At 66.4% G+C, this 23,209-nt stretch carries 19 protein-coding genes; 10 read left to right on the top strand and 9 right to left on the bottom strand.

Annotation, left to right across the window (positions count from 1 at the left end):
- Nucleotides 1–12 precede the first annotated feature (12 nt).
- From GO615_RS19690 to GO615_RS19680, 3 genes are read right to left on the bottom strand one after another with little or no spacing between them, the layout of a single operon-like run.
- Nucleotides 13–447: a bactofilin family protein gene (locus GO615_RS19690; RefSeq protein WP_169131176.1), complete on the bottom strand. Its 435-nt coding sequence runs from the start codon at nucleotides 445–447 to the stop codon at nucleotides 13–15.
- Nucleotides 448–489: 42 nt separating this feature from the next.
- Nucleotides 490–867, bottom strand: coding sequence for a hypothetical protein (locus GO615_RS19685; RefSeq protein ID WP_169131174.1), 378 nt, complete (start codon nucleotides 865–867; stop codon nucleotides 490–492).
- Nucleotides 868–1,809 carry a M23 family metallopeptidase gene (locus GO615_RS19680; RefSeq protein ID WP_339380089.1) on the bottom strand — a complete coding sequence of 314 codons (942 nt, stop codon included), beginning with the start codon at nucleotides 1,807–1,809 and terminating at the stop codon, nucleotides 868–870.
- 378 nt (nucleotides 1,810–2,187) lie between these two features.
- Between GO615_RS19680 and GO615_RS19675 the strand changes: the two genes are divergently transcribed.
- Nucleotides 2,188–4,212 carry an NADPH-dependent 2,4-dienoyl-CoA reductase gene (locus tag GO615_RS19675; RefSeq protein WP_169131172.1) on the top strand — a complete coding sequence of 675 codons (2,025 nt, stop codon included), beginning with the start codon at nucleotides 2,188–2,190 and terminating at the stop codon, nucleotides 4,210–4,212.
- Nucleotides 4,213–4,277: 65 nt separating this feature from the next.
- On the opposite strand, the gene ppsA is transcribed toward GO615_RS19675, so the two are convergent.
- Nucleotides 4,278–6,644 carry a phosphoenolpyruvate synthase gene (gene ppsA, locus GO615_RS19670; protein WP_169131170.1) on the bottom strand — a complete coding sequence of 789 codons (2,367 nt, stop codon included), beginning with the start codon at nucleotides 6,642–6,644 and terminating at the stop codon, nucleotides 4,278–4,280.
- A gap of 109 nt (nucleotides 6,645–6,753) precedes the next feature.
- On the opposite strand from ppsA, the gene ppsR reads away from it, so the two are divergent.
- Both ppsR and GO615_RS19660 read left to right on the top strand, forming a co-directional pair.
- Entirely contained in the window at nucleotides 6,754–7,587 is an 834-nt protein-coding gene (gene ppsR / locus GO615_RS19665) for a posphoenolpyruvate synthetase regulatory kinase/phosphorylase PpsR (RefSeq protein WP_169131168.1), read from the top strand.
- Between the two features lie 40 nt (nucleotides 7,588–7,627).
- Entirely contained in the window at nucleotides 7,628–8,797 is a 1,170-nt protein-coding gene (locus tag GO615_RS19660; RefSeq protein ID WP_169131166.1) for a DUF2863 family protein, read from the top strand.
- 54 nt (nucleotides 8,798–8,851) lie between these two features.
- On the opposite strand, the gene GO615_RS19655 is transcribed toward GO615_RS19660, so the two are convergent.
- Genes GO615_RS19655 through GO615_RS19645 form a run of 3 tightly spaced genes read right to left on the bottom strand, consistent with a single transcriptional unit; the run spans nucleotide 8,852 to nucleotide 12,897 of the window.
- A complete protein-coding gene (locus tag GO615_RS19655) occupies nucleotides 8,852–9,535 on the bottom strand; it encodes a DUF599 domain-containing protein (protein WP_169131164.1) in 684 nt (227 codons plus the stop codon).
- A gap of 28 nt (nucleotides 9,536–9,563) precedes the next feature.
- On the bottom strand, nucleotides 9,564–10,502 hold the full coding sequence (locus GO615_RS19650) for an alpha/beta fold hydrolase (protein WP_211167239.1): 939 nt from the start codon (nucleotides 10,500–10,502) through the stop codon (nucleotides 9,564–9,566).
- Nucleotides 10,503–10,557: 55 nt separating this feature from the next.
- Nucleotides 10,558–12,897 (bottom strand): DNA internalization-related competence protein ComEC/Rec2, encoded by a 2,340-nt coding sequence (locus tag GO615_RS19645; RefSeq protein WP_246262377.1) that lies wholly within the window; start codon nucleotides 12,895–12,897, stop codon nucleotides 10,558–10,560.
- A gap of 111 nt (nucleotides 12,898–13,008) precedes the next feature.
- On the opposite strand from GO615_RS19645, the gene GO615_RS19640 reads away from it, so the two are divergent.
- Nucleotides 13,009–13,557 (top strand): DUF2062 domain-containing protein, encoded by a 549-nt coding sequence (locus tag GO615_RS19640; RefSeq protein ID WP_169131160.1) that lies wholly within the window; start codon nucleotides 13,009–13,011, stop codon nucleotides 13,555–13,557.
- A 27-nt stretch (nucleotides 13,558–13,584) separates the two neighbouring features.
- On the opposite strand, the gene lolD is transcribed toward GO615_RS19640, so the two are convergent.
- Nucleotides 13,585–14,271, bottom strand: a complete 687-nt coding sequence (gene lolD, locus GO615_RS19635) for a lipoprotein-releasing ABC transporter ATP-binding protein LolD (RefSeq protein ID WP_169131158.1) — start codon at nucleotides 14,269–14,271, stop codon at nucleotides 13,585–13,587.
- The gene (locus GO615_RS19630) at nucleotides 14,264–15,517 is read right to left on the bottom strand and encodes a lipoprotein-releasing ABC transporter permease subunit (protein ID WP_169131156.1); all 1,254 of its coding nucleotides are present in this window, start codon (nucleotides 15,515–15,517) and stop codon (nucleotides 14,264–14,266) included. The genes lolD and GO615_RS19630 overlap by 8 nt, the downstream gene beginning before the upstream one ends.
- Nucleotides 15,518–15,746: 229 nt before the next feature.
- On the opposite strand from GO615_RS19630, the gene GO615_RS19625 reads away from it, so the two are divergent.
- The 6 genes from GO615_RS19625 to GO615_RS19600 all read left to right on the top strand — a co-directional run bounded on the left by GO615_RS19625 (nucleotide 15,747) and on the right by GO615_RS19600 (nucleotide 23,155).
- Complete coding sequence (locus GO615_RS19625) at nucleotides 15,747–17,426, top strand: lactate permease LctP family transporter (protein ID WP_169131155.1); 1,680 nt, start codon at nucleotides 15,747–15,749, stop codon at nucleotides 17,424–17,426.
- Between the two features lie 87 nt (nucleotides 17,427–17,513).
- Complete coding sequence (locus tag GO615_RS19620; protein WP_169131153.1) at nucleotides 17,514–17,981, top strand: universal stress protein; 468 nt, start codon at nucleotides 17,514–17,516, stop codon at nucleotides 17,979–17,981.
- Between the two features lie 218 nt (nucleotides 17,982–18,199).
- Nucleotides 18,200–18,463: a high-potential iron-sulfur protein gene (locus GO615_RS19615; protein ID WP_169131150.1), complete on the top strand. Its 264-nt coding sequence runs from the start codon at nucleotides 18,200–18,202 to the stop codon at nucleotides 18,461–18,463.
- Nucleotides 18,464–18,557: 94 nt separating this feature from the next.
- The gene (locus GO615_RS19610) at nucleotides 18,558–19,649 is read left to right on the top strand and encodes a hypothetical protein (protein ID WP_169131148.1); all 1,092 of its coding nucleotides are present in this window, start codon (nucleotides 18,558–18,560) and stop codon (nucleotides 19,647–19,649) included.
- On the top strand, nucleotides 19,646–21,337 hold the full coding sequence (gene recJ / locus GO615_RS19605) for a single-stranded-DNA-specific exonuclease RecJ (RefSeq protein WP_169131146.1): 1,692 nt from the start codon (nucleotides 19,646–19,648) through the stop codon (nucleotides 21,335–21,337). Before GO615_RS19610 ends, recJ begins: the two co-directional genes overlap by 4 nt.
- Nucleotides 21,338–21,730: 393 nt before the next feature.
- Nucleotides 21,731–23,155, top strand: a complete 1,425-nt coding sequence (locus GO615_RS19600) for an MFS transporter (protein ID WP_169131144.1) — start codon at nucleotides 21,731–21,733, stop codon at nucleotides 23,153–23,155.
- Nucleotides 23,156–23,209 lie beyond the last annotated feature (54 nt).

The raw sequence follows: 23,209 nt of genomic DNA, 5'->3' as shown, positions 1-23,209 counted from the left end.
CGTGTGCCCCGACTAGCGAGCGGCCGATGCCGGCGTGGAGCTGGTGAGCTCGATCACATTCTTCGCGCCCGAGGCACCATCCTCGAGCTTTTCCAGCTTGCCATCGACGACCGCGCCGCATTCCATCTGCAGCTGACGGTAGATGATGTTGCCGGAGATCCGCGCGTTCGCCTGCAGTTCGAGGAAATGCTCGACCTCGAGATCTCCCTCGATCACGCCGTTGATCACGGCGTCGTAGGCCCGCACGCGCCCGTTGATCGAGCCTTTCTCGCTGAGCACGAGCAGGCTGCGCTCGCCTTCCTTGTTGATCACGTTACCCTGGATGCGGCCGTCGACCCTCAGCCCGGCAGAGAAGATCACATCACCGACGATCTCGAGATTGTCCGCAACCAGACTCGAAAGCTTGGTCATCTCGATCGTGCGCTTGCCCTTGCGTCCGAAGAACATCGTTCCTGTCTCCCCTTTCCAGTCCCACGCCGGCGCGGCGGGTCATTTTTCAGGCTTGCGCGCCCCGGCGGATTTAAGGAACGCCAGTTCGTCGCCAACCTGCTTCAGTTGTTCGTTGAGCGTTGCGACCTGTCGCTCCAGCTCGCTGCGCGTCGCCAGCTCCACCTCGAGCTCGAGGCGAAGCTTGGCAAGCTCCTTCCTTAGTTCGAGGTTTTCCGCACGCACATCGGAAAGATAGGATGTCGGCGCAAGATTATTTTCGAAGAATCGCAGCCCGACGACCGCCATCAGCACCACCACCAGCATGGCCCCGAGCACGAACGCCATGCGGCCGACACCGCGGCTTGCCGGACTCAGTGCATATTCATTACGCGTCAGGTCGTGATTCGGCGAACGCCGCGACGGCTTCATCGGCTCCACTCAGAATCGCGCCAGATAGGCAGCGGGATCGACCACGAGGCCATCCTTGATGACTTCAAAATGCAGATGCGAACCGGTCGAGCGGCCGGTCGACCCGACCTCCGCGATCTTTTGCCCCGGCATCACGATCTGCCCGGGCGTGACCAGGACCTTGGATGCATGGGCATAACGCGTCACGAGGCCGCCACCGTGATCGATCTCGACGGTCTTGCCATATTCGACGCGATGGCCCGCGTAGACGACGCGTCCGCCACCGCTGGCGACGATGGCCGTGCCGCGCGGGGCCGGGTAATCGACACCGCTGTGGAACGCGAGACGGTTGCGGAACGGGTCGAGCCGGTTGCCGAAATTGGAGTTCACCTCGACATCGGGAACCGGCGCGCGCCCGGGGAACGCCATCTGCGCGAGGCTGAACGAGGTTGCAAGGCCGTCGAGATGGGCGAAGGTCTCGCTGACGCGTTCGATGTCGCGCTCCATTCGCTCGAGTTCGTCGGAGAGCTTGCCGGCGCCGTCCGAGTCGGACATCAGCGGCGAGCGCAGCAGCGCAGTGACCGGATCGGTGACGCGAGGCACGAACGCGGAGCTCGGATCGAGCAGCGGGCCACCGGACGACGCCGGGGGCGTCTTGGCAATGCGGCCCGACTTGCTTTCCGCGTCGGCGCTCTCGCTGAGGCGGCTTTCGAAATCCCTCAGGACACCGATGCGGTTGGCGAGCCCTTTGGCTTCAGCCTCGAGCTGCACCATCCGCCCCGCGAGCTCGCCGAAGCGGCCGATGAGCAGACGTGCTTCAGGGCTCGCGGAAGGGTCGGCAGCACCTTCCTGAGATGCGGCGGAGTTCGCGGGCGACTGGAAGCCGTACCCGAGGGCGAACCCGCCACCGAGCGCGGCCAGGACCGCGATGCTCGCACCAGCCAGGAACGCCCGTGCGCTGATCGTGCGCACTTTCGACTGCGTTAGCGTTCCGGCGGAAAGAATGACAAAAGCCATCCGTCTCCTCCAAGCAGAGACATTGACCAGGCATCGCACACGCTACGCGTGCGATGGGCGAAAACGGATCCCGGCCAAATCCATTCGTGCAAATCCAAAACGCCGGAACAAAGGCGGCGAATTCTATCACCAAATCAATACGATGCGTCAAGCCGGAACCACCCCGATCACTCCCGAATCAGCCCGATCGGCCATTCACGCGGCTTTGCGGCTCACGATGCTTCAAGCGCGACCCACTGGTCCGCCCCCACTGCAGGCACTATCATCACGCGGACGGCACAATACGGAACCGTACGTTCCGACACCCAAGAATCGAATTCCGAGGAGACCCGAATGACCGCCGCGAACGCCTACCCGACCCTGCTCCAGCCGCTCGATCTGGGCTTCTGCACGCTCAAGAATCGCGTACTGATGGGTTCGATGCACACCGGGCTGGAGGAGTCCGGCAACGGTTTCCAGAAGCTCGCCGCGTTCTACGCGGCGCGCGCACGCGGCGGAGTCGGCCTGATCGTGACAGGCGGTATCTCGCCCAATTCGGACGGCCTGATCTTCCCCGGCGCAAGCGCACTGACGAACGACGAGGAAGTCGCGCAGCATCGCCTGATCACGCAGAGCGTGCATGCCGAGGGCGGACGCATCTGCATGCAGATCCTCCACACGGGCCGCTACGCGTATCACCGCGGCTCGGTGGCACCGTCGGCCCTTAAGGCGCCCATTTCGCCGGTGACGCCGCGCGAGATGAGCGAAGAGGACATCGAACGCACCATCGAGGATTACGCCCGCTGCGCTGCGCTGGCGCGAGATGCCGGCTACGACGGCGTCGAGGTGATGGGCTCCGAAGGTTATCTGATCAACGAGTTCACGGTTCTGCACACCAACCACCGCACCGACCGCTGGGGCGGCAGCATGGAGAACCGCCATCGCTTCCCGGTCGAGATTGTGCGGCGCGTGCGGGAACGCGTTGGCCCCGACTTCATCATCATCTACCGCATCTCGATGCTCGACCTGGTCGACGGCGGCGCACCGTGGCAGGAGATCGTCTCGCTCGCAAAGGCCATCGAGGCCGCCGGAGCGACGCTCATCAACACCGGCGTGGGCTGGCATGAGGCGCGCATTCCGACGATCGCGACGATGGTGCCGCGAGCCGCCTTCAGCTGGGTCACGCGCCGCATGAAGGGTGAGGTCGGCATCCCGCTGATCACCTCGAACCGCATCAACACCCCCGAGGTCGCCGAGCAGGTTCTCGCCCGCGGCGACGCCGACATGGTGTCGATGGCGCGCCCCTTCCTCGCCGACCCGGATTTCGTCGCCAAGGCGGCCGCCGGACGTGGCGACGAGATCAACACCTGCATCGCGTGCAATCAGGCCTGTCTCGACCACATCTTCGAGGCCAGGCCCTGCACCTGCCTCGTGAACCCGGTCGCCTGCCGCGAAACGGAGCTGGTGATCGCCCCGGCGCCGGCGCGGAAGCGCGTCGCCGTCGTCGGCGCCGGCCCCGCGGGCATGGCAGCTGCCGCCACTGCGGCCGAACGCGGCCACGCCGTGACGCTGTTCGAGGCAACGGAGCGGATCGGGGGCCAGTTTAACCTCGCAAAGCGGATTCCCGGCAAGGAGGAGTTTGCCGAGACGCTGCGCTACTTCGGCCGGCGCCTGGAGAAGGCAGGGGTGGAGATCCGTCTCAACCACCGCGTCACCGCGGAGGAGCTCGCCGGCCGCTTCGACAGCGTGGTGCTTGCCACCGGGATCACGCCGCGCACGCCGGACATTCCCGGCATCGACCATCCCATGGTCGCCAGCTACATCGACGTGATCACCGGCCGCAAGCCGGTGGGGCGCAAGGTGGCGGTGATCGGCGCGGGCGGGATAGGCTTCGACGTCAGCGAACTGCTCACGCATGCCGATCTCGCCGACGACCCCATCGAGCACTACCGCCGCGAATGGGGAATCGACGCCACTTACGCGGCGCGTGGCGGCCTATGCCCGCCCGTGGAGGAAGCGCGTACGCGCGAGCTGTGGTTGCTGCAGCGCAAGCCGAGCAAGGTCGGCGACGGCCTCGCGAAGACGACCGGCTGGATCCGGCGCACACTGCTTGGACGGCGGGGCGTGAAGATGCTTGCCGGCGTCAGCTACACGAAGATCGACGACGCCGGCCTGCATGTGCGGCTGGGCGACGAGGACAAGCTCCTGCCCGTCGACACGATTGTCGTGTGCGCCGGCCAGGATCCGCTGCGTGAGCTGCAGGGACCGCTGCAGGCTGTGGGAGTCGAGGTCCATCTGGCGGGCGGCGCCGACGTTGCGGCGGAGCTGGATGCAAAGCGAGCGATCGACCAGGGCACGCGCATCGCCGCCGCGCTCTGACGCGCGCGGCGCAAGAATGAAAACGGCGGCCGCGGCCGCCGTTCCTGTTTCCGCCGGGAGCGGTCTTACTTGCCCGCGTGCTCGGACAGCTTGAGCCAGGTATCGACGACCGTATCCGGGTTCAGCGAGATCGTCTGGATGCCCTCGTCCATCAGCCACTCGGCGAAATCGGCGTGGTCCGACGGCCCCTGGCCGCAGATGCCGACATACTTGCCGAGCCGGTTGGCGGACTTGATCGCCATCGACAGCAGCTGCTTCACGGCGGGATCGCGCTCGTCGAACGCATGGGCGACCAGGCCCGAGTCGCGGTCCAGGCCCAGCGTGAGCTGGGTCAGGTCGTTCGAGCCGATCGAGAAGCCGTCGAAGTGCTCGAGGAACTGGTCGGCCAGCAGGGCGTTGGACGGAATCTCGCACATCATGATGAGCTTGAGATCGTTCACGCCGCGCTTGAGGTCGTGCCGCGCGAGCAGGTCGACGACGCCGGCGGCCTCCTCGACGTTGCGCACGAAGGGCACCATGATCTGGACGTTGGTCAGCCCCAGTTCATTGCGCACCTTCTTCATCGCGATGCACTCGAGTTCGAAGCAGTCGCGGAAGCTGTGCGCGATGTAGCGCGAGGCGCCGCGGAAGCCCAGCATCGGGTTTTCTTCCTCCGGCTCGTAGATCTCGCCACCCAGGAGCTTGCGGTACTCGTTCGACTTGAAGTCGGACATGCGGACGATGACGGGCTTCGGATAGAAGGCCGCAGCGATCGTCGCCACGCCTTCCACCAGCTTCTCGATGAAGAACTGCTTGGGCGTCGCGTAGCCGCGCGACCGGCGCAGGATCTCGTCGCGCAGGCTGGCCGGGACCTGGTTCAGTTCGAGGATCGCCTTCGGGTGGATCCCGATCATGTTGTTGATGACGAACTCGAGGCGCGCAAGGCCGACGCCGCCGTTCGGGATCTGCGCGAACTCGAAGGCGAGCTCCGGGTTGCCCACGTTCATCATGATCTTGACCGGGATCTCGGGCAGGTTGCCCATGTCCGTCGTGATCACCTCGAAATCGAGCTTGCCGCGATAGACGTAGCCGGTGTCACCCTCGGCGCACGACACGGTCACCGAGTCGCCTTCCGACAGCACTTCGGTCGCGTTGCCGCAACCGACGATGGCCGGGATGCCCAGCTCGCGCGCGATGATCGCGGCGTGGCAAGTGCGGCCGCCGCGGTTGGTGACGATCGCGCTGGCGCGCTTCATCACCGGCTCCCAGTTCGGGTCGGTCATGTCGGTGACGAGGATGTCGCCCGCCTGCACACGGCTCATCTCGGACGCATCGGCAACCACGCGCACGGTGCCGACGCCGATCTTCTGGCCGATCGCGCGGCCGTGCGTCAGCGCCTTGCCGTACTGCTTGAGGCGGTACTTCTCCATCACCAGCCCGTTGGACTGGCTCTTCACCGTCTCGGGGCGCGCCTGGAGAATGTAGAGCTTGCCGTCCTGGCCGTCCTTGCCCCATTCGATGTCCATCGGGCGGCCATAGTGCTGCTCGATCACCACGGCGTAGCGCGCCAGTTCGAGCACGTCCTCGTTCGTCAGCGAGAACTTGACGCGGTCGGCCTCGGGCACGTCGACGGTGCGCACCGACTTGCCGGCTTCCTTCTTGTCGGCGAAGACCATCTTGATCAGCTTGGAGCCGAGGTTGCGGCGGATCACCGCGGGCTTGCCCTGCGCCAGCGTCTGCTTGTGCACATAGAACTCGTCCGGATTCACCGCGCCCTGCACGACGGTCTCGCCAAGGCCGTAGGAGGCCGTGATGAACACGACGTTGTCGAAGCCCGATTCGGTGTCGATGGTGAACATCACGCCCGAGGCACCGGTATCCGAGCGCACCATGCGCTGCACGCCGGCCGACAGCGCCACGTCGGCGTGCGCGAAGCCCTTGTGCACGCGGTAGGCGATCGCACGGTCGTTATACAGCGACGCGAACACTTCCTTCATCGCGTGCAGGATGTTCTCGTAGCCGTGGATGTTCAGGAAGGTTTCCTGCTGGCCGGCGAACGACGCGTCCGGCAGGTCCTCGGCGGTCGCCGACGAGCGCACCGCGAAACTGCCCTCGCCTTCAGCGGTCAGTGCGGTGTACGCTGCGCGAATCTCCTCTTCCAACTTGGCCGGGAAGGGGGTATCGACAACCCACTGGCGGATCTGCGCGCCGGTCTTCGCCAGCTTTTCGACGTCATCCACATCCAGCGCATCGAGCGCCGCACGGATTTTCTCCGCGAGCCCCTGGTGGGCGAGGAACTCGCGGAACGCATCGGCAGTGGTGGCGAATCCGCCAGGAACCCGCACACTGGCGGGCAACTGGCTGATCATCTCGCCGAGCGAGGCGTTCTTGCCACCGACCTGCTCTACGTCCGACATGCGCAGTTCAGTGAAGGGGATGACATAACGGGTCATGAATGGCCTTCCGGTTTCGTTGGGGAGAAAGCAAAATGTGATTTTAGCGAATTTTGCTGCTTTGCCGCATGACAGGTTTTCCCGTATGTAACGATCTTTGGCCCCCACCATGAGCGAAAATCCTCCCCGGACCGTATTCTTCATCTCCGACGGCACCGGCATCACGGCCGAAACGCTGGGCCACAGCCTGCTCGCGCAGTTCCCGAATTCCGGGTTGCGCCAGGTCCGCATCCCCTTCGTCGACGACCTCGACAAGGCACTCGACGCTGCCCGCCAGATCCGCGAGGCACGGGCGGCCGACGGCGTCCGCCCGATCGTCTTCAGCACCCTCGTGAATCCGCACCCCGAAAGCGGGTTGCGCGACGTCGATGCCCTGTTCGTTGACCTCTTCGAGCAGTTCATCGTGCCGCTGGAGGCCGAACTCGGCCAGCGCTCGACCCACACGGTGGGACGCTTCCACGGCATCGCCGAGAGCCAGGACTACAAGGCGCGGATCGAGGCGATCAACTTCGCCATGTCGCATGACGACGGGATCTCGACGGACGGAGAACTCGCCGACGCGGACGTGATCCTCGTCGGCGTGTCGCGCTCGGGCAAGACGCCCACCAGCCTCTATCTGGCGATGCAGTTCGGCGTGAAGGCCGCGAACTACCCCCTCATCCCCGAGGACTTCGAGCGCAACAAGCTGCCCGGCGAACTGCACCGCCACCGTGGCAAGCTGTTCGGCCTCACGATCGCGCCCGAGCGGCTTTCGCAGATCCGCCAGGAGCGCCGCCCGAACAGCCGATACGCCGCAATCGAGAACTGCCGCTTCGAGATCGAGGCTGCGCAGAAGCTGATGCGCCGCGAGAACATCCCCTGGCTCGACTCGACGACGAAATCGATCGAGGAGATTTCGGCTACCATCCTACAGGCCGTAAGGCTCAACAAACCTGCGTACTGAACTGCGCAGGCGCTGCAAGATCCCCCAAACAGGAATTTCCATGAAGAGACCCCGTCAAAAACGCCGCGGTGGTTTGGGCCGCGACGCCGAAAACCTGATCTGGCTCGCAACGGGCCTGGCCGAATCCGGCAGCCGCGCGGAAGACCGCTACTGGGACCGGCTGCTGTGCGAGAGCCTCGACCGCATTCTCGAGGAAGGCGGCGAAGACACCCTGAATGCTGCGCTCGACCATCTGTACGCCGCCGACCCGCGCGCCTACGACGAACTCGCCGACTACATCGAGTCGCGTGCGGAGAGCGCGTCCGGCATCTCCCCGGATCACGACATCCTGCTCATCGCCGCACCGGTGCTGGCATGGTCGCGCTATCGCATCCCGTCCAGCACCGTTTCCGCGGCCGTTCTGGCGAATTTGCGGGTGCACCTGCAGGCCCACGTCCTCGCCGACAAAGTGAAACTGGCGCTGGCCGACTTCCTCTTCAGCCCCGACCAGCTGCCACAGGGCTACTGCGCCACTGCCGCGTTCGCCGCCGAGCTAGGGCGTGCTGCCGTCGCCGGGAAGGACCTGCGCATCGACACCGAAGGTATGCCCGAAACGGCGCAGTTCCTGTCCGACACGCGTTACCTGCTCGCCGCAATCGCCGTACCCAAGGGCGAGGCGCTGTTCGCCTGGCAACAGTCCGACCGTACGCGCGAGCAATGCATGACGCAGTGGCGCATGCAGGGTGGTGCCTGCCTCACCCCCCTGCTGCCGGGCTGTGCAATGGAAGTCGTATTGCCGGAAGCGTATTTCGCTGCCAGCCGCCAGGCCGACAAGGACAGCCGCCCGTATGCGATCCGCGCCTCGGTGGCCTTCCTCGGCGCCGAGCTGGATACGCCGGCCGCGAACGTCCGCGCCGTGATCGCGCCCTTCTACGACCGCGAACTCGAGGAGTACCGCGTCGGGCTGACCCTGCGCGGCAAGGAAGAAGTCGTTCACGGCGTCGTGTGGCCGCTGCTCGGCGCGGAAGACGAGACGACCGACTCGCACGCCGAAATCGAGGCGGTGCTGCGCGATTGCGGCGTCACCGAAATCGTGAACCTCGAGCACCGTTTCCCGCTCGAATACTGCGATGACTGCGGTGCACCGCTCTACCCCTCACCGGAGGGCGAGATCGTGCACGCGGAGATGCCTGACGAGCACGGCGAACAGGCGCCCCGCCACCTGCACTGAGACTGGCGCGCCCGGCAAGCGACGACTGATTCGTCCGGGCCGGGCGCGGCCGCCTCAGGCGCCGTCGCGGTCGAGCACCACCAGTACCGACGAAGCAAAGTCACGACGGTACAGCACCACGACCACCAGCGCGGTCAGGAACAGGAAGAGCCAGGGCTGGATGAACCAGGCAACTGCCGCAAGCCCGAAATAGTAGGCGCGGATACCGCGATTGAACTCGTCGCCGGCCAGCGAGTTCACCATCGCGACCCGCTGCACCATGCGCTCATGCCCTGCCCCGTCGGGATTCGTCGGACTCGCGCCGATGAGGATGGAGAGCATGTTGAACTGGCGCAGCGACCACGTAAACTTGAAGTAGGCGACGACGAACACGGTCAGCAACAGCAGCAGCTTCAGTTCGGCCAGCTCGCGCGAGGTGGCGCGCGCAAAAGGCAGGTCGGCGGTGAAGCGCATCGCCTGGTCGAGCGCCCCGAGCACGGCGAGCAGACCGGCGATGATGTAGATCGTGGTGTTCGCGTAGAAGGACACGCTCTGCATGAGGTTGCCCACCAATGCCGCATCGCTGACGCGCATGTCGCGTGCGAGCATCTCGCGCGCCCAGTCGAGCCGGAAGCGATGGCTTACGCCCATCAGGCCGCGCTGCGACCAGCGGCTGTTTTCCGATAGCCACCCATAGCCCGCCCAGGCCGCGAGAAACCAGCCGAGCGCAACCCAGTCGAGCGTCGAGATGCTGCTCATCGTGTGCCCGCCTCCTGCACCGTGCGCCTCATCGTTCGAGCAGGAAATCGCGCACCAGCGCGATCTGTTCATGGTCCATCAGCACCGGCGCGTGCCCCACCCCTTGTATCTCGGCCAGGCGCGCCCGCGGCCCGGTGTCGCCCATCCGGCTGAAGGTCTCGGGGGTCAGCAGATCCGATTCGGCGCCGCGAATCGCAAGCGTCGGACACTGGATCGCCTTGTACACATCCCACAGATCGATATCGACCACGACGGGTGCCGCGCGGAAGACATCGCCCAGCCCGGGGTCGTACACCATCGCGAAACCTCCCTCGACGGGACGCACCGAATAACGCGTGAGGTGTTGCCACTGATCGTCGGTGAGCGGACCGAAGGGGGCACTCACGACGCGGATCCAGGCCTCGGCCTCGGCCATGCTGCCGAATTTCGGCGCATTCCCGACGTATTCGCCGATGCGTCGCAGCGAGGCCGCCGTGATCACCGGCCCGACGTCGTTGAGGACGAGCCGCGAAATCGGCGTGTGCGGCCTGCTGGCGAGCAGCATGCCGATGATCCCGCCCATTGATGTTCCGACCCAATGCACCGTGTCGGCATCCAGCCGCGCCAGCAGCGTCACCATATCCGCAACGTACAGCGGGAAGCCGTAGTCGGACTTCACGCCGAGCCAGTCGCTGCGACCGCGCCCCACCACGTCGGGGCACACCACGCGGTAGTCGTCCGCCAGTGCCCGGGCGAGAAAATCGAAGTCGCGCCCGTTGCGCGTGAGACCGTGCGCGCAGACCAGCACCTTGCGGTTGGCCGGGTCGCCCCATTCCACATACGCCATGCGATGAAACCCGTGCGGACCGATGCACTGCACCGACCGTTCTCGCACGCCATGCCACGGCCGGTCCACCACGGGCTGCACGGCGCGCGAAGGGGGCGGTTCGGGCCTCAGCAGACGGCGCAGGGTATCTAGCAGACTCATTGAATCGGAATCCCGGTGTGCTCGGCAGGGCTCTCAAGTGTAACAGAACGAACGCCTACCTCCCGTACCAGTAGCGCCTCGCAACATCGCGCCAGGAGGTGATCTCGATTTCGCGCGCACCGACATCGACAAGGATCGCGCCCTGCCCGTCGGTGCGCCAGTTCGTCGCACCCGCCGCCGACCAGCGCTCCAGCACGCCCGGATGCGGGTGATGGAACTGATTGAGGTAGCCCGCCGAGTGGATCGCTGCACGCGGGGCGACGGCCGCGATAAACGGCTCGCCGGACGAGGACTTGCTCCCGTGGTGCGGCACGACCACGACGGTGCTGCCCAGAGATTCGCCCGCCCGGGCGAGCAGACGCCGCTCGGCGGCACGCTCGATGTCGCCTGCCAGCAGCACGGAGCCGCCATGCGCGGAAATTCGCAGCACGCAGGAGGCGTCGTTGTCCGAGCCCGTGTCGAGTTCCCTCTCGTCGGGATGAAGGACACGGAAGTCCACACCGTCCCAGGACCAGCCGTCGCCCGCCAGACATGGGCGCCGGGGCGGTTGCAGCCGACCGTCCGAAGGCGCAGGCAGATCGAAGTTGGCCATCACCCCGCTCACGACGCCGGCGGCGAGCAGGGTCGCGAGGCCGCCCGAGTGGTCCAGGTCGTCGTGCGAGACGACGAGGCGGTCGATGCGCCTGACACCTGCGGCACCGAAATACGGAAGCAGGACCCGCATCCCCGCGTCTCCACCCTGACGGTAGGCCGGCCCGGTGTCGTAGACGAGTTCGTGACGTGCCGTGCGGACGTGCACCGCCGTCCCCTGACCGACATCCAGCACGGTCATGCGGAACGCCCCGTAAGCGGGTCGCTCGGGCACCCATGCGAGCATCGGCAGCATGGCCAGCGCCCCCGCCGCACGTCCCGGCGTGCCGCGCGGGAGCATCAGCCACCCGACGCCGATGAGCGCCGTTGCCGCGAGGAAGCCGGGCGGCGCGGCCTGCGACCACATCGCGAAGGGCCGGGCCGACAGCCATTCGAGGACCACCATCAGCACGCCGAAGAACCAGTGCGCCAGCTCCAGCAGGCTCGTGAAGGGCAGGACGATGGCCAGCAGCGTGAGCGGCGTGATGACGAAGCTCACCAGCGGGATCGCCAGTGCATTGGCGAGCGGCGAAACCATGGAGAAGCCATTGAACAGGATGACCAACCCTGGGATCATCGCGAGGGTGATGCCGAGCTGGCCCGCCACCGCCGCGCGCCAACCCTTCTCCGCACGGACGCGGCCGCCGAGGAGAAACATCAGGATAGCGACGGCGCCGAAGGACAACCAGAACCCCGCCGCCAGCACCGCCCACGGATCGAACAGGAGCACGCACAGCAATGCGAGCGCGAGCACGATACCGCCGGATGGCGCCCGCCCGCCGAGGATCGCCACCGCGACTACGGCGATCATGATCAGCGAGCGCTGAGTGGGGATGCCCATGCCGGCAAGGACCGCATAGACGGCCGCTGCGGCAAGCCCGCTGGCCGCGGCCACCTTCATGGCCGGAACCCGCAACATCCGCCGCTGCGACCGGCGCCATGCCTTTCCGGCCAGCCAGCCGACGAGCAGGCCGATCATCGATACATGCAACCCGGATATGCTTATGAGATGACTGATCCCGGTGTTGCGGAATACCGCCCACTGCTCGTCGGGGATGGCACGCTGATCCCCCACGGCCAGCGCGACGAGCACCCCGCCATAGTCGGCACCCGGCAGCGCGGCGTTGAAACGCGCGCGGATGGCGTCGCGCAGGCGGTGCACGAGCGTTGCCGGCCGTACCACGAATTCGTCGATACGGACCGGCGCGGGCGAGGCGCGCACGCTGCCGGTGGCGCGAATTCCGCGTTCGAGCAACGCCGCCTCGTAATCGAAAAGTTCGGGATTCGCGAGGCCGTGGGGCCGCTTGAGACGGGCGGTAAAGCGCCAGCGCTCGCCGGGCCGCAGCGACGGCAGCGCGCCCTCACCCCGTTCGCCTGCGTACCACGACAGAAGCACGCGTTCGGGCACAGCGGCGGACGCCTTTTCGACCTGAAGGACGAAGCGCACCCCCTGCCCGCCCGGCTCCGGCAACTCGGCCACGAAACCCGTCAGCTCCACGTCGCGCATTTCGACGGCTCTTGGCAGTTCGTCGGCGAGCCGCCACACTGCACGCCAGCTCGACCACGCGAACCCGATGGCCAGCGCAATCGCCACGATCAGTGCGCGAAACAGGTTCGCGCGCGCGACACCGGACTTGTACCATTGAAACGCGACGACGCAGATGACGGTCAAACCGCCCGATAGTGCGGCGAGCCAGGAATGCGACGGCAACTGCGCCTGGTACTGCCCGGCCCAGACGCCCGCAGCGAACGCGAAAATTGCCATTTGCATAAACCCGGATCATGCGCGCAGAAGCGAGCGCGGGCAAGGGCCGCGCGCCGAGCGATCCGGACGGCCGTCGCCACGACAAACAGGACTTCGACGCCCACAGCGAGAATGCGCAACACGATCAAACGCTTCCTGCCGAATCACGAATCGGTGCACAGCAACCGCTGGCTGCGCCCCTTCGCCAACTCCCTGCTCCACCCGCGCCTGTGGCACCTGAATCGCCACTCCGCTGCGGGAGCGATCGCTTTGGGCCTGTTCTGCGGCTTGATTCCAGGCCCCTTCCAGGCACTCGCGGCAGCAGCAGGATGCGTGATGTTTCGCGTCAATCTGCCACTCGCGGTGGTGACCACGCTGTACTCCAATCCCCTCACCATCGTGCCCCTGTATGTGCTCGCATATGGCGTCGGCAGCCGCGTGATGGGCATGAGCACCAACGGCTTCGTGCAGCCGCCGGACATGGGCGAACTGCAGTTCGCCCAATGGCTGGGCGCGCTGGCGGACTGGATGGTGGGATTGGGCAAGCCCCTGGCGCTGGGGCTGATCGTGCTCGCGGCGGTCTTTTCGCTCGTCGGCTACATCGGCGTCAAGGCGGCCTGGCGCGTGTGGCTGATCCGCGCCTGGCACGGCCGCCGCGCGCGGCGCAGCTCCGGCTCCTGAAAGCCGCCAGGCAGCCGCCGCACGCGATCAGAGCAGGCGTCCGTCCTCGAGGCGCAGGGTGCGCTGCGTGCGGCGTGCAAGCCCCTCGTCGTGCGTGACGATGACGAAGCTGGTCGCGTGCCGCTCGTTGAGGCTCAGCATCAGGTCGAAGATCACCTCGGCAGTCTTGCGATCCAGGTTTCCGGTGGGCTCGTCCGCCAGCACGCAGGCCGGTTGCGTCACCAGAGCCCGCGCGATCGCGGCGCGCTGGCGCTCGCCCCCCGAGAGTTCGCCCGGTGCGTGGTCTAGGCGGTGGCCGAGCCCGACTTCCTTGAGCATGGCTTCGGCGCGCGCTTCCGCGTCGGCACGGTCCAGGCGCCGGATGTAGAGCGGCATCGCCACGTTCTCGAGCGCCGAGAACTCGGGCAGCAGATGATGGAACTGGTACACGAAGCCCAGCCTCTCGTTGCGTGCCGCCCCCCGCTCGGCGTCCGACATGCGCGAGAACTCGCGCCCCATCAGCTCGACGGAGCCCGCGCCCGGCACGTCCAGCCCGCCCAGCAGATGCAGCAGCGTGCTCTTGCCCGAACCGGAGGCCCCGACGATGGACAACCGCTCGCCCCGCTTCACCTCCAGTGTGACGTCTTGCAACACCCGCACGGCATCGGCGCCCTCGCGGAAGCTCTTGGTCAGGCCGCGGCAGGCCAGCACGGTTTCGTTCATCGGCTCATTCATAGCGCAGCGCCTCCGCGGGGTTCACGCGGCTCGCGCGCCAGCTCGGATACAGGGTCGCAACCAGGGTCAGGACGAAGGACACGGACACGATAGTGACGACGTCCGACGTCAGCACCTTCGACGGCAGCTCGCTGATGTAATAGATTTCCTTGTTCCACAGCGTCGCGCCGGTCAGGGTCTCGAGCGCGGGGATGATCACGTCGAGGTTGTTGGCCAGCAGCAGGCCGCCGATCACGCCGCCCGCGAGGCCCACGAGTCCGATGATCGCGCCCTGCAGCACGAAGATCCCCATGATCGAGCCCGGGCTCGCGCCCAGCGTGCGCAGGATGGCGATGTCCGCGTACTTTTCCTGCACCGCCATCACCAGCGTCGAGACGATGTTGAAGGCCGCGACCGCGACGATCAGGAAGAGGATGATCGTCATCATCGTCTTCTCCAGCGCCACGGCACGGAAGAAGTTGGCGTGGCTGCGCGTCCAGTCGCTCACGGCGAGGTCCGCCTCCATCGATCCGACCAGTTCCCGCGCCACGCGCGGCGCGGCGAAGAGATCGTCGAGCTTGAGACGCACGCCGCTCACGCGCTCGTCCAGCCGGTACAGCACCTGTGCGTCCTGCATGTGCACCAGCGCCAGTCCGGAATCGTATTCGTACATTCCCGCTTCGAAGATGCCCACCACTTCGAACTGTTTGACGCGCGGCAGCACTGCGGCGGGGGTTACGAGCCCCTGCGGTGCGATCAGGGTCACCTTGTCTCCGACCTGCACGCGCAGCGCGAACGCCAGGTCGCGCCCGAGGATGATGCCGAAGCGCCCGGGCTGCAGCGCGCGGAAGCTGCCCGCGCGCATGTGGCGGGCGAAGTCGGCGACCTTGTCCTCGGCGTCCGGCAGCACCCCGCGCACGAGCGTGCCGCGCACCGCCTGCTCGAAGGACAGCATGGCCTGTTCCTGCACATACGGCGCCGCTGCCCGCACGTCCGGATGGCGGCTCGCGTCGTCCGCCACCTGCTGCCACGATTCCAGCTCGCCGCCGGGGCCCGATATCTGGATGTGCGACGCGACCCCCAGGATGCGCGTGCGCAACTCTTCCTGGAAACCGTTCATCACCGACAGCACGACGATCAGCGCCGCAACGCCCAGGCCAGTGCCCAGCATCGACACGAGCGAAATGAAGGAGATGAAGCGATTGCGGCCCTGCGCACGTTTTCGCGACCGCGTGTAACGCAGCCCAACCAGTAATTCGTATCGCATAGCTTGGGGCGGAAACCGTCTGCTTTTTCGGGAAACCCGGCATTGTGCCCTGTGCGCGGCGGAATTGGGAACTCGCGTGTCCGCCGCCCCACGAGCAGGCCGGAATTCCATTGGGGTTTCCCCCGACAGGGAATACCCCCGTAGCTTGTCAGACAACTTCTTCGTATCGTTTGCCGCGCACCGGGAACGACGTTCACGGTCCTTCAAACAATTAAGGGGGCACACCAACGTGGTCTGGCAACAGCTTTACGATCCATTCAACAACATCTGGCTCTCCAGCGCAGTCGCGTCGATTCCCGTCGTCGTGATGCTCGTCGGCCTCGGTTTCCTGCACATGAAAGCCCACGTCGCCGCCGCACTGGGCCTCGGCAGCGCACTCCTGATCGCGATCTTCGTGTTCGGGATGCCGGCCGCAATGGCAGGCAATGCCACGCTGTACGGCGCCATGTTCGGCTTGCTGCCGATCGGCTGGATCGTGCTCAACATCATCTTCCTGCATCAGCTCACGACCGAGAACGGTTCGTTCAAGGTGCTGCAGCAAAGCCTCACCGGCATCACCGATGACCGCCGCCTGCAGCTGCTGCTGATCGCGTTCAGCTTCGGCGCGTTCTTCGAAGGCGCCGCGGGCTTCGGCACCCCCGTCGCCGTGACCGGCGCGATCCTGATCGGCCTCGGCTTTTCGCCGCTGGCCGCTTCGGGCCTCGCCCTCATCGCCAACACCGCACCGGTGGCCTATGGCGCACTCGGCACGCCGGTGATCGCGCTGGCCGCCGTCACGGGCCTCGACCTCCATCAGCTTTCCGCGATGATCGGCCGTCAGCTGCCGTTCTTCTCGGTGCTGGTGCCGTTCTGGTTGATCTGGGCATTCGCCGGTTTCCGCGGCATGATCCAGATCTGGCCCGCAATCCTCGTGACCGGCGTGTCGTTCGCGATCCCGCAATTCCTCGTGTCGAATTTCCACGGTCCCTGGCTGGTGGACGTGGTGGCGGCGATCGTATCGATGGTGACGCTGATCCTCTTCCTGAAGGTGTGGAAGCCGAAGAAGGTGTGGACCTCGACCGCGCTGCAGGGCCGCAAGGACGACTCGGCGAGCCAGGTGCCGCAGGAGCCCGCCACGCCCGCGTCGAACGTGCGCCCCGACCGCCGCGCCATCATCGCCGCATGGATGCCTTGGGTTGTTCTCACCGTCTTCGTGTTCATCTGGGGCATCCCGGACTTCAAGAAGTGGCTTGACACGCTCTCGGTGTTCAAGATCCCCTTCGCCGGCCTGCACAACCTGATCGAGAAGGTTCCGCCGGTCGTGGCCGCCCCGCACAAGGAGGCGGCGGTGTACACCTTCAACTGGCTGTCGGCGACCGGTAGCGGCATCTTCATCGCCGCGATCGTCTCCGGCCTGCTGATGAAGTTCAGCCTGGGCCAGCTCTTCGGTGTCTACTGGCGCACGATCAAGCTGGTGAAGATGTCGCTGCTGACCATCGTGATCATGCTGGGCCTCGGCTACCTCACCCGCTACTCGGGCCTCGACGCGACGCTGGGCCTCGCCTTCGCCAACACCGGCGCGCTGTACCCGCTGTTCGGCACCCTCCTCGGCTGGCTGGGCGTGGCGCTGACCGGTTCGGACACCGCGGCGAACGTGCTGTTCGGCGGCCTGCAGAAGGTCACGGCGGAACAACTCGGGCTGAACCCGATCCTAATGGCGTCGGCGAACAGCTCCGGCGGCGTGATGGGCAAGATGATCGATGCCCAGTCGATCGTCGTGGCGAGTACCGCCACCCGCTGGTTCGGACATGAAGGCGACATCCTGCGCTATGTGTTCTTCCACTCGATCGCGCTGGCCATCCTCGTCGGGCTGCTGGTGACCCTGCAGGCGTACGTGCCGCCCTTCACCCTGCTGGTACCCACGCCGTAAAGGTCGGCGACAGCGGCCGGCGCCCCGTTAGCGGGCGGCGCCGGCCCTGCGCGAAAACCCATCATCCCGTATTCATCGGAGCATCACATGTACAAGAGGATTCTGGTCGCGGTCGATGACAGCGCGACCTCCAATGCCGCCCTGGACGAAGCAATCACGCTCGCCAAGGCTCTGGGAGCTGCCCTGCGCATCGTGCACGTCGCCGACGAAGCCCCGGTGCGCAGCACGGTCGGGCTGGAGGCCCTGCTCGATGTCGCGCAGGTCGAGGAAGCGATGCGCAAGGCCGGCAACGCCCTGCTCGAAGCCGCGGTAAAGAAGGCCGCCGACGCCGGCGTGCTGGCCGACTCGGCGCTGCTCGAAAGCGACGACAAGATCGAACTGGCGCACAAGCGCGTTGCCGAGTGGATCGTCGAGGGCGCCAATGCCTGGCAGGCTGACGTGATCGTCGCCGGAACGCACGGGCGCCGCGGCTTCGCGCGCCTGTTCGTCGGCAACGTCGCGGAGGACCTGGTTCGCCTCGCGACCACCTCGCTGGTCCTCGTTCGCGGGAAGTAAGCCGCGGCGGATGCCGCAAGCGCATCCCGATACCTGACGGGCGCCCCGGACCAGCACCGATGGTCCCGCGGCGCCCGCATCGTTTCCGGGGCAGATCACCCGGCTGATAGCGCTGCACCACGCGCATGCGGGCGACTCGACATTCAATTCAATTGGAATATATAAATCCCATATGGATAATACATGTCGCCCGACCTGGGCGATAACAGGAGAGTCCGATGAATCAGTCCCGCCGCAACATGCTGAAGATGGGTGGCATGACCCTCGCAATGATTCCGATCGTCGCCCTGGCAGCGAAGAACGAAGGCATTCGCACTTCGATGAAATACAAGGACACGCCCGAAGGCGACAAGAAGTGTGAAAACTGCAACCTGTTCGTCCCGGGCGCCTCGCCGACCGCCCCGGGTGGCTGTAAGGTCTTCCCCAACGACACCGAGATCTCTCCGAACGGCTATTGCATGGCCTGGGCGAAGAAGGCTTAAGCCCCCCGGACTCCGCCTGCGCGCGGCGTGCCGCGCTCGGGCGGGACGGGCCGGTGTGCTAGACTCTGCGCCGCGGATTTTCACCCGGCGTCCCATGCAGATTCATCTTGTCGTCCCCGGCCTGATCTGGCCGGCGGTCTCCGCCCTCGGGCCCGCCTCGGGCCTCCAACTGACTTCGCTCGCATGGCTGCTCGGCCTGGGACGGCGCAGCTTCGCGCCCTTCGAGCCGCTCGATGCGCAGCTCGCGCGTCTGATGGGCTACCCCGCCGATGCCGGAGCGCTTCCCCTCGCCGCCCTGCGCCGGCTCGGCGAACCCGCGCTCCCCGCAGCTGCAGCCGACACGGACTGGCTGTGCGCCGACCCGGTCAACCTCTCGTTCGCACGCGAGCACCTGCTGCTCGGCGAATTTCCGGCCGACGAGCTGCGGCCGGAAGAGGTTGCCGTGCTCGTCGCGGCACTGAACGACACCTTCGGCGACCTCGGGAGCTTCGAGGCCGCGACGCCGAACCGCTGGTACCTGCGCCTGAGAGCAACGACCCGTGCGCGCTTCTTTCCGCTGCACGACGTTGTCGGCCGCCCCATCCGCGACTTCCTTCCGGAAGGCGACGACGCGCGCCTGTGGCAGCGCACGATGAACGAACTGCAGATCGTGCTGCACAACCATCCGGTCAATCAGGCGCGCGAGGCGGCCGGTCGCAGGCCGGCGAACAGCCTGTGGTTCTGGGGAGCGGGCACGCTTCGCGCCGCCGCGCAACCGGGCGCGAGCATGGTCCAGACCGCCGACCCGCTCGTGCGCGGCTTCGCCCTCGCCGCCGGAACCGCCGTTGGCGCGCCCGACTGCGCCAAGGCCCTGGAAGGCGACTCGCTGGTCGTACTGGAAGACCTGCTGCTCCCCGCGCGGCATCTCGACATCGACAGCTGGCGCAAGCGGCTGACGATGCTGGAGCAGGACTGGTTCGCGCCGCTCGCAGCGGCCCTGCGCGGCAAGCGCCTGCGCGCGCTGAAGCTCACGGCGCCGGGCGACCGCGGAACGCTCACGCTCGAGCTGCGCGCCACCGACGCATGGAAATTCTGGCGCAAGCCCCTCTCGCTCGACACCCTGCTGAAGTCGATCGCACCCGCAGCCGCGGCGCTGCCGGGTGGCACGGCCGACCTCGCCCCTCCTCACGCCCCAGGCACACGATGACCCGAATCCAGCCGCGGGCGATCCCGCCCCGCTCCATGCAGCGCCTGATCGACGCCGGCACCCACCCCTTGCTGGCCCGCATCTACGCCGCGCGCGGCATTTCGCGCCGCGAAGAGCTCGACTACTCGCTCAAGGCGCTCCTCCCGCCCGCGGCCCTGAAGGGGGCGCGCGAAGCGGCCGAGCTGCTGGCCGATGCAATCGAGGCCGGCGCACGCATGGTGATCGTCGCCGACTACGACTGCGACGGGGCAACCGCCTGCGCAGTGGGTGTGCGGGCCCTGCGGGCCTTCGGTGCGGACGTCGGCTACCTGGTGCCGAACCGCTTCGAGTACGGTTACGGGCTGACGCCCGCCATCGTCGAGCTGGCCGCACGCATGGAGCCCGACGTGCTGATCACCGTCGACAACGGCATCGCCAGCGTGGAGGGCGTCGCTGCGGCGCGCAGCTACGGCATGGCGACGGTGATCACCGATCACCACCTGCCGGGCGACACGCTGCCCGACGCCGACGTGATCGTGAACCCGAACCAACCGGGTTGCGATTTTCCGAGCAAGTCGCTCGCCGGCGTCGGCGTGATGTTCTACACCATGCTCGCGCTGCGCGCCGAATTGCGGGAACGTGGCGCGTTTGCCGGGCGCCAGGAGCCTAACCTCGGCGAACTGCTGGATCTCGTGGCCCTCGGCACGGTCGCGGACGTCGTCAAGCTCGACCACAACAACCGTATCCTCGTGTCGCAAGGCCTCGCGCGGATGCGTGCCGACCGCATGCAGCCCGGCATCCGCGCGCTGTTCTCGGTGGCGGGCCGCGACGCCTTGCGTGCGAGCACCTTCGACATGGGCTTCGGGCTCGGTCCGCGCCTGAACGCCGCTGGCCGCCTGTCGGACATGAGCCTCGGCATCGAGTGCCTGGTCACCGACGACATGGGCCGCGCGCTCAACATCGCACAGGAGCTCGATCGGCTCAACCGCGAACGCCGCAGCATCGAGCAGGACATGCAGGAAGGCGCCCTGCTGCGCCTGGCGGAGTTCGACCCGGGCAACTGCGCCACCGTCAGCCTGTTCGAGCCGGATTGGCACCAGGGGGTGATCGGCATCGTCGCCGGCCGGATCAAGGAACGGCTGCACCGCCCGGTGATCGCCTTCGCCCGCGGCGACGAGGGGCAGTTGAAGGGCTCCGGCCGCTCGATCCAGAACCTGCATCTGCGCGACGCCCTCGATCTGGTGAGCAAGCAATATCCCGATCTGATCCTGCGCTTCGGCGGGCATTCGATGGCGGCAGGCCTGACGATCCGCGAGACGGACTACGACCGCTTCCAGCGCGTGTTCGAGGAGACGGTGCAGTCCCTCGTGGCACCCGCCAACCTGACGCGCACGCTGGACACCGACGGGCCGCTCGAAACCGGTTACATGAGCCTGGAAGCCGCACGGCTGATCGAGCAGGACATCTGGGGCCAGGGCTTCCCGGCACCGCTGTTCGACGACGTGTTCCGCGTCGACAACCAGCGCCTGCTGAAGGACAAGCACCTCAAGCTTCAGCTGTCGAAGAACAACGTGCGCTTCGACGGCATCCGCTTCAACTTCGCCGAGGGCGCGCCGCAGCAGATCCGCGCGGCCTTCCGCCTGGCGCCGAACGAATACAACGGCGTCACCAGCCTGCAGCTGATGCTGGAGCATTTCGAAGCGGCCTGAGCCCACCTTGCAGGCGCCCGCTCCGGCGCCTGCACCACCCGCGCGTTTCATTCCCGCACGCGGTTCCCTCTTCCGCCGGCAAGCCCTCAAGCGCCGCCAGGTCCCACGCCTTTCGGGCACGAATGCCGAGCCTCTTCTCGCTGCGGTCAGGGACGGCTCGACGCCTATCCACGACCTGCGCCACCCGTTCGTGCCCCCACGCCGCCGCACGCTCTTTTGACAATTGTCAACACATACTCACTATTAGTTGCTTCGTGCAACTTGTTGGTTTAGTTTTGCAACTGTTGAAGCATGCAACTTAAGCCTCGACACCCGAGCGCCGACTGCACCAGCGCATCAAGCGCCGCACGCATCGGCAGCGAATCGAGTCAGCCAAAACTAAAGGTGAGCATCATGTCCAATGCACTAGCCACGACCCGGGCGTCAGTAGATGCCCTGGCATCCGGTTACCGGGGTACCAATCGCCTGATCCTGGGCATGTGTCTCGGCGTATCGACTTATTGGCTCTTTGCACTCGCTATCACGGCCCTGGTGCCGACGATCAGCAGCGCCTTCGGCATCACGGCCGACGAACTGGGCCTGCCGATCAGCATCACCGCCCTGATGTCGGGCGTCTTCATCGTCCCGGCCGGCAGTATCGCCGACAAGATCGGACGCGTTAAGGTCGCCCGCGCGGGCCTGGTGGTTGCGATGATCGGCGCCGCAGTGTGCGGCCTCGCCGAAAACACCACCATCCTGACGATCGGCCGCGCGCTACAGGGCATCGCCGCCGCGATGATCATGCCTTCCACGCTGGCGCTGGTAAATGCCTATTACACCGGCCCGGAACGCCTGCGCGCGCTGAGCTTCTGGTCGATCTCGTCGTGGGGCGGCGGTGGCCTGTGCAACATCTTCGGTGGCGCGGTCGCGTCCTACCTCGGCTGGCGCTGGTCCTTCTGGCTCGTGATCCCCGTCGCGCTGATCGCCCTGTACGCGATGGCCGAGACGCCGGAAAGCAAGAACGAGCACGGGCCTCGCGACCAGCGCTTCGACTTCATCGGCCTCGCCCTGCTGGTCGTGGGCCTGCTGACCCTGAATCTGAGCATCACCAAGGGCCGTTCTCTGGGCTGGACCGACATGCTGATCGTCAGCGGCTTCGTCATCGCCTTCGTCGTGCTGCTCGCCTTCACCATCTACGAAAAACGCCGCAAGTCGCCGTTGGTCGATCTCTCGCTGCTCAACCGCCGCTCCTACAACGGTGCCGTGATCTCGAACTTCATGCTGAACTCGACGCTGGGTAGCCTGATGATCCTGATGACCTACCTGCAGCAGGGCCGCGGTCTCACTCCCTTCGATGCCGGCATGCTGACCCTCGGCTACACCGCTGCGACGCTCGTGATGATCCGCGTCGGCGAGAAGATCGGCCGCAAGTTCGGCGCACGCAGCCCGATGCTTGTCGGCTGCACGCTCGCGGCAATCGGTATCGGCCTGCAGGCGCTGACCTTCATCGACGGCACCCTGTATCTCGTGCTGGTGGCGGTCGGCCTTGCGCTGATGGGTCTGGGCTTCGGCGTCTCGGCCACCCCTTCGACCAACATCGCGGTCGGCGAAGCACCCCCGGAAAAGGCCGGTTCGGCATCCGGCATCTACAAGATGGCGAGCTCGCTCGGTGGCAGCTTCGGACTGGCGATCGCCACGGTGGTGTACGGCACGATGATCTCGACCAACCCCGACGGGCTCGCAAGCGCCGCATTCGGCGGGATCATGACCGGCGTCGTCGCCTGCGTGATTGCGATCGTCTCGGTGCTGATCTGCGTACCGGCCGCAAAGAAAAACTGAGCACCACACCGGTTTCGTGCAGGCGGGGACTTCTCCCCCAACCCCTCCCCGGTC

This window comes from Aromatoleum evansii, assembly GCF_012910805.1.
Taxonomy (GTDB): Bacteria; Pseudomonadota; Gammaproteobacteria; order Burkholderiales; family Rhodocyclaceae; genus Aromatoleum; species Aromatoleum evansii.
This window is presented reverse-complemented; position numbering and strand designations above follow the sequence as displayed.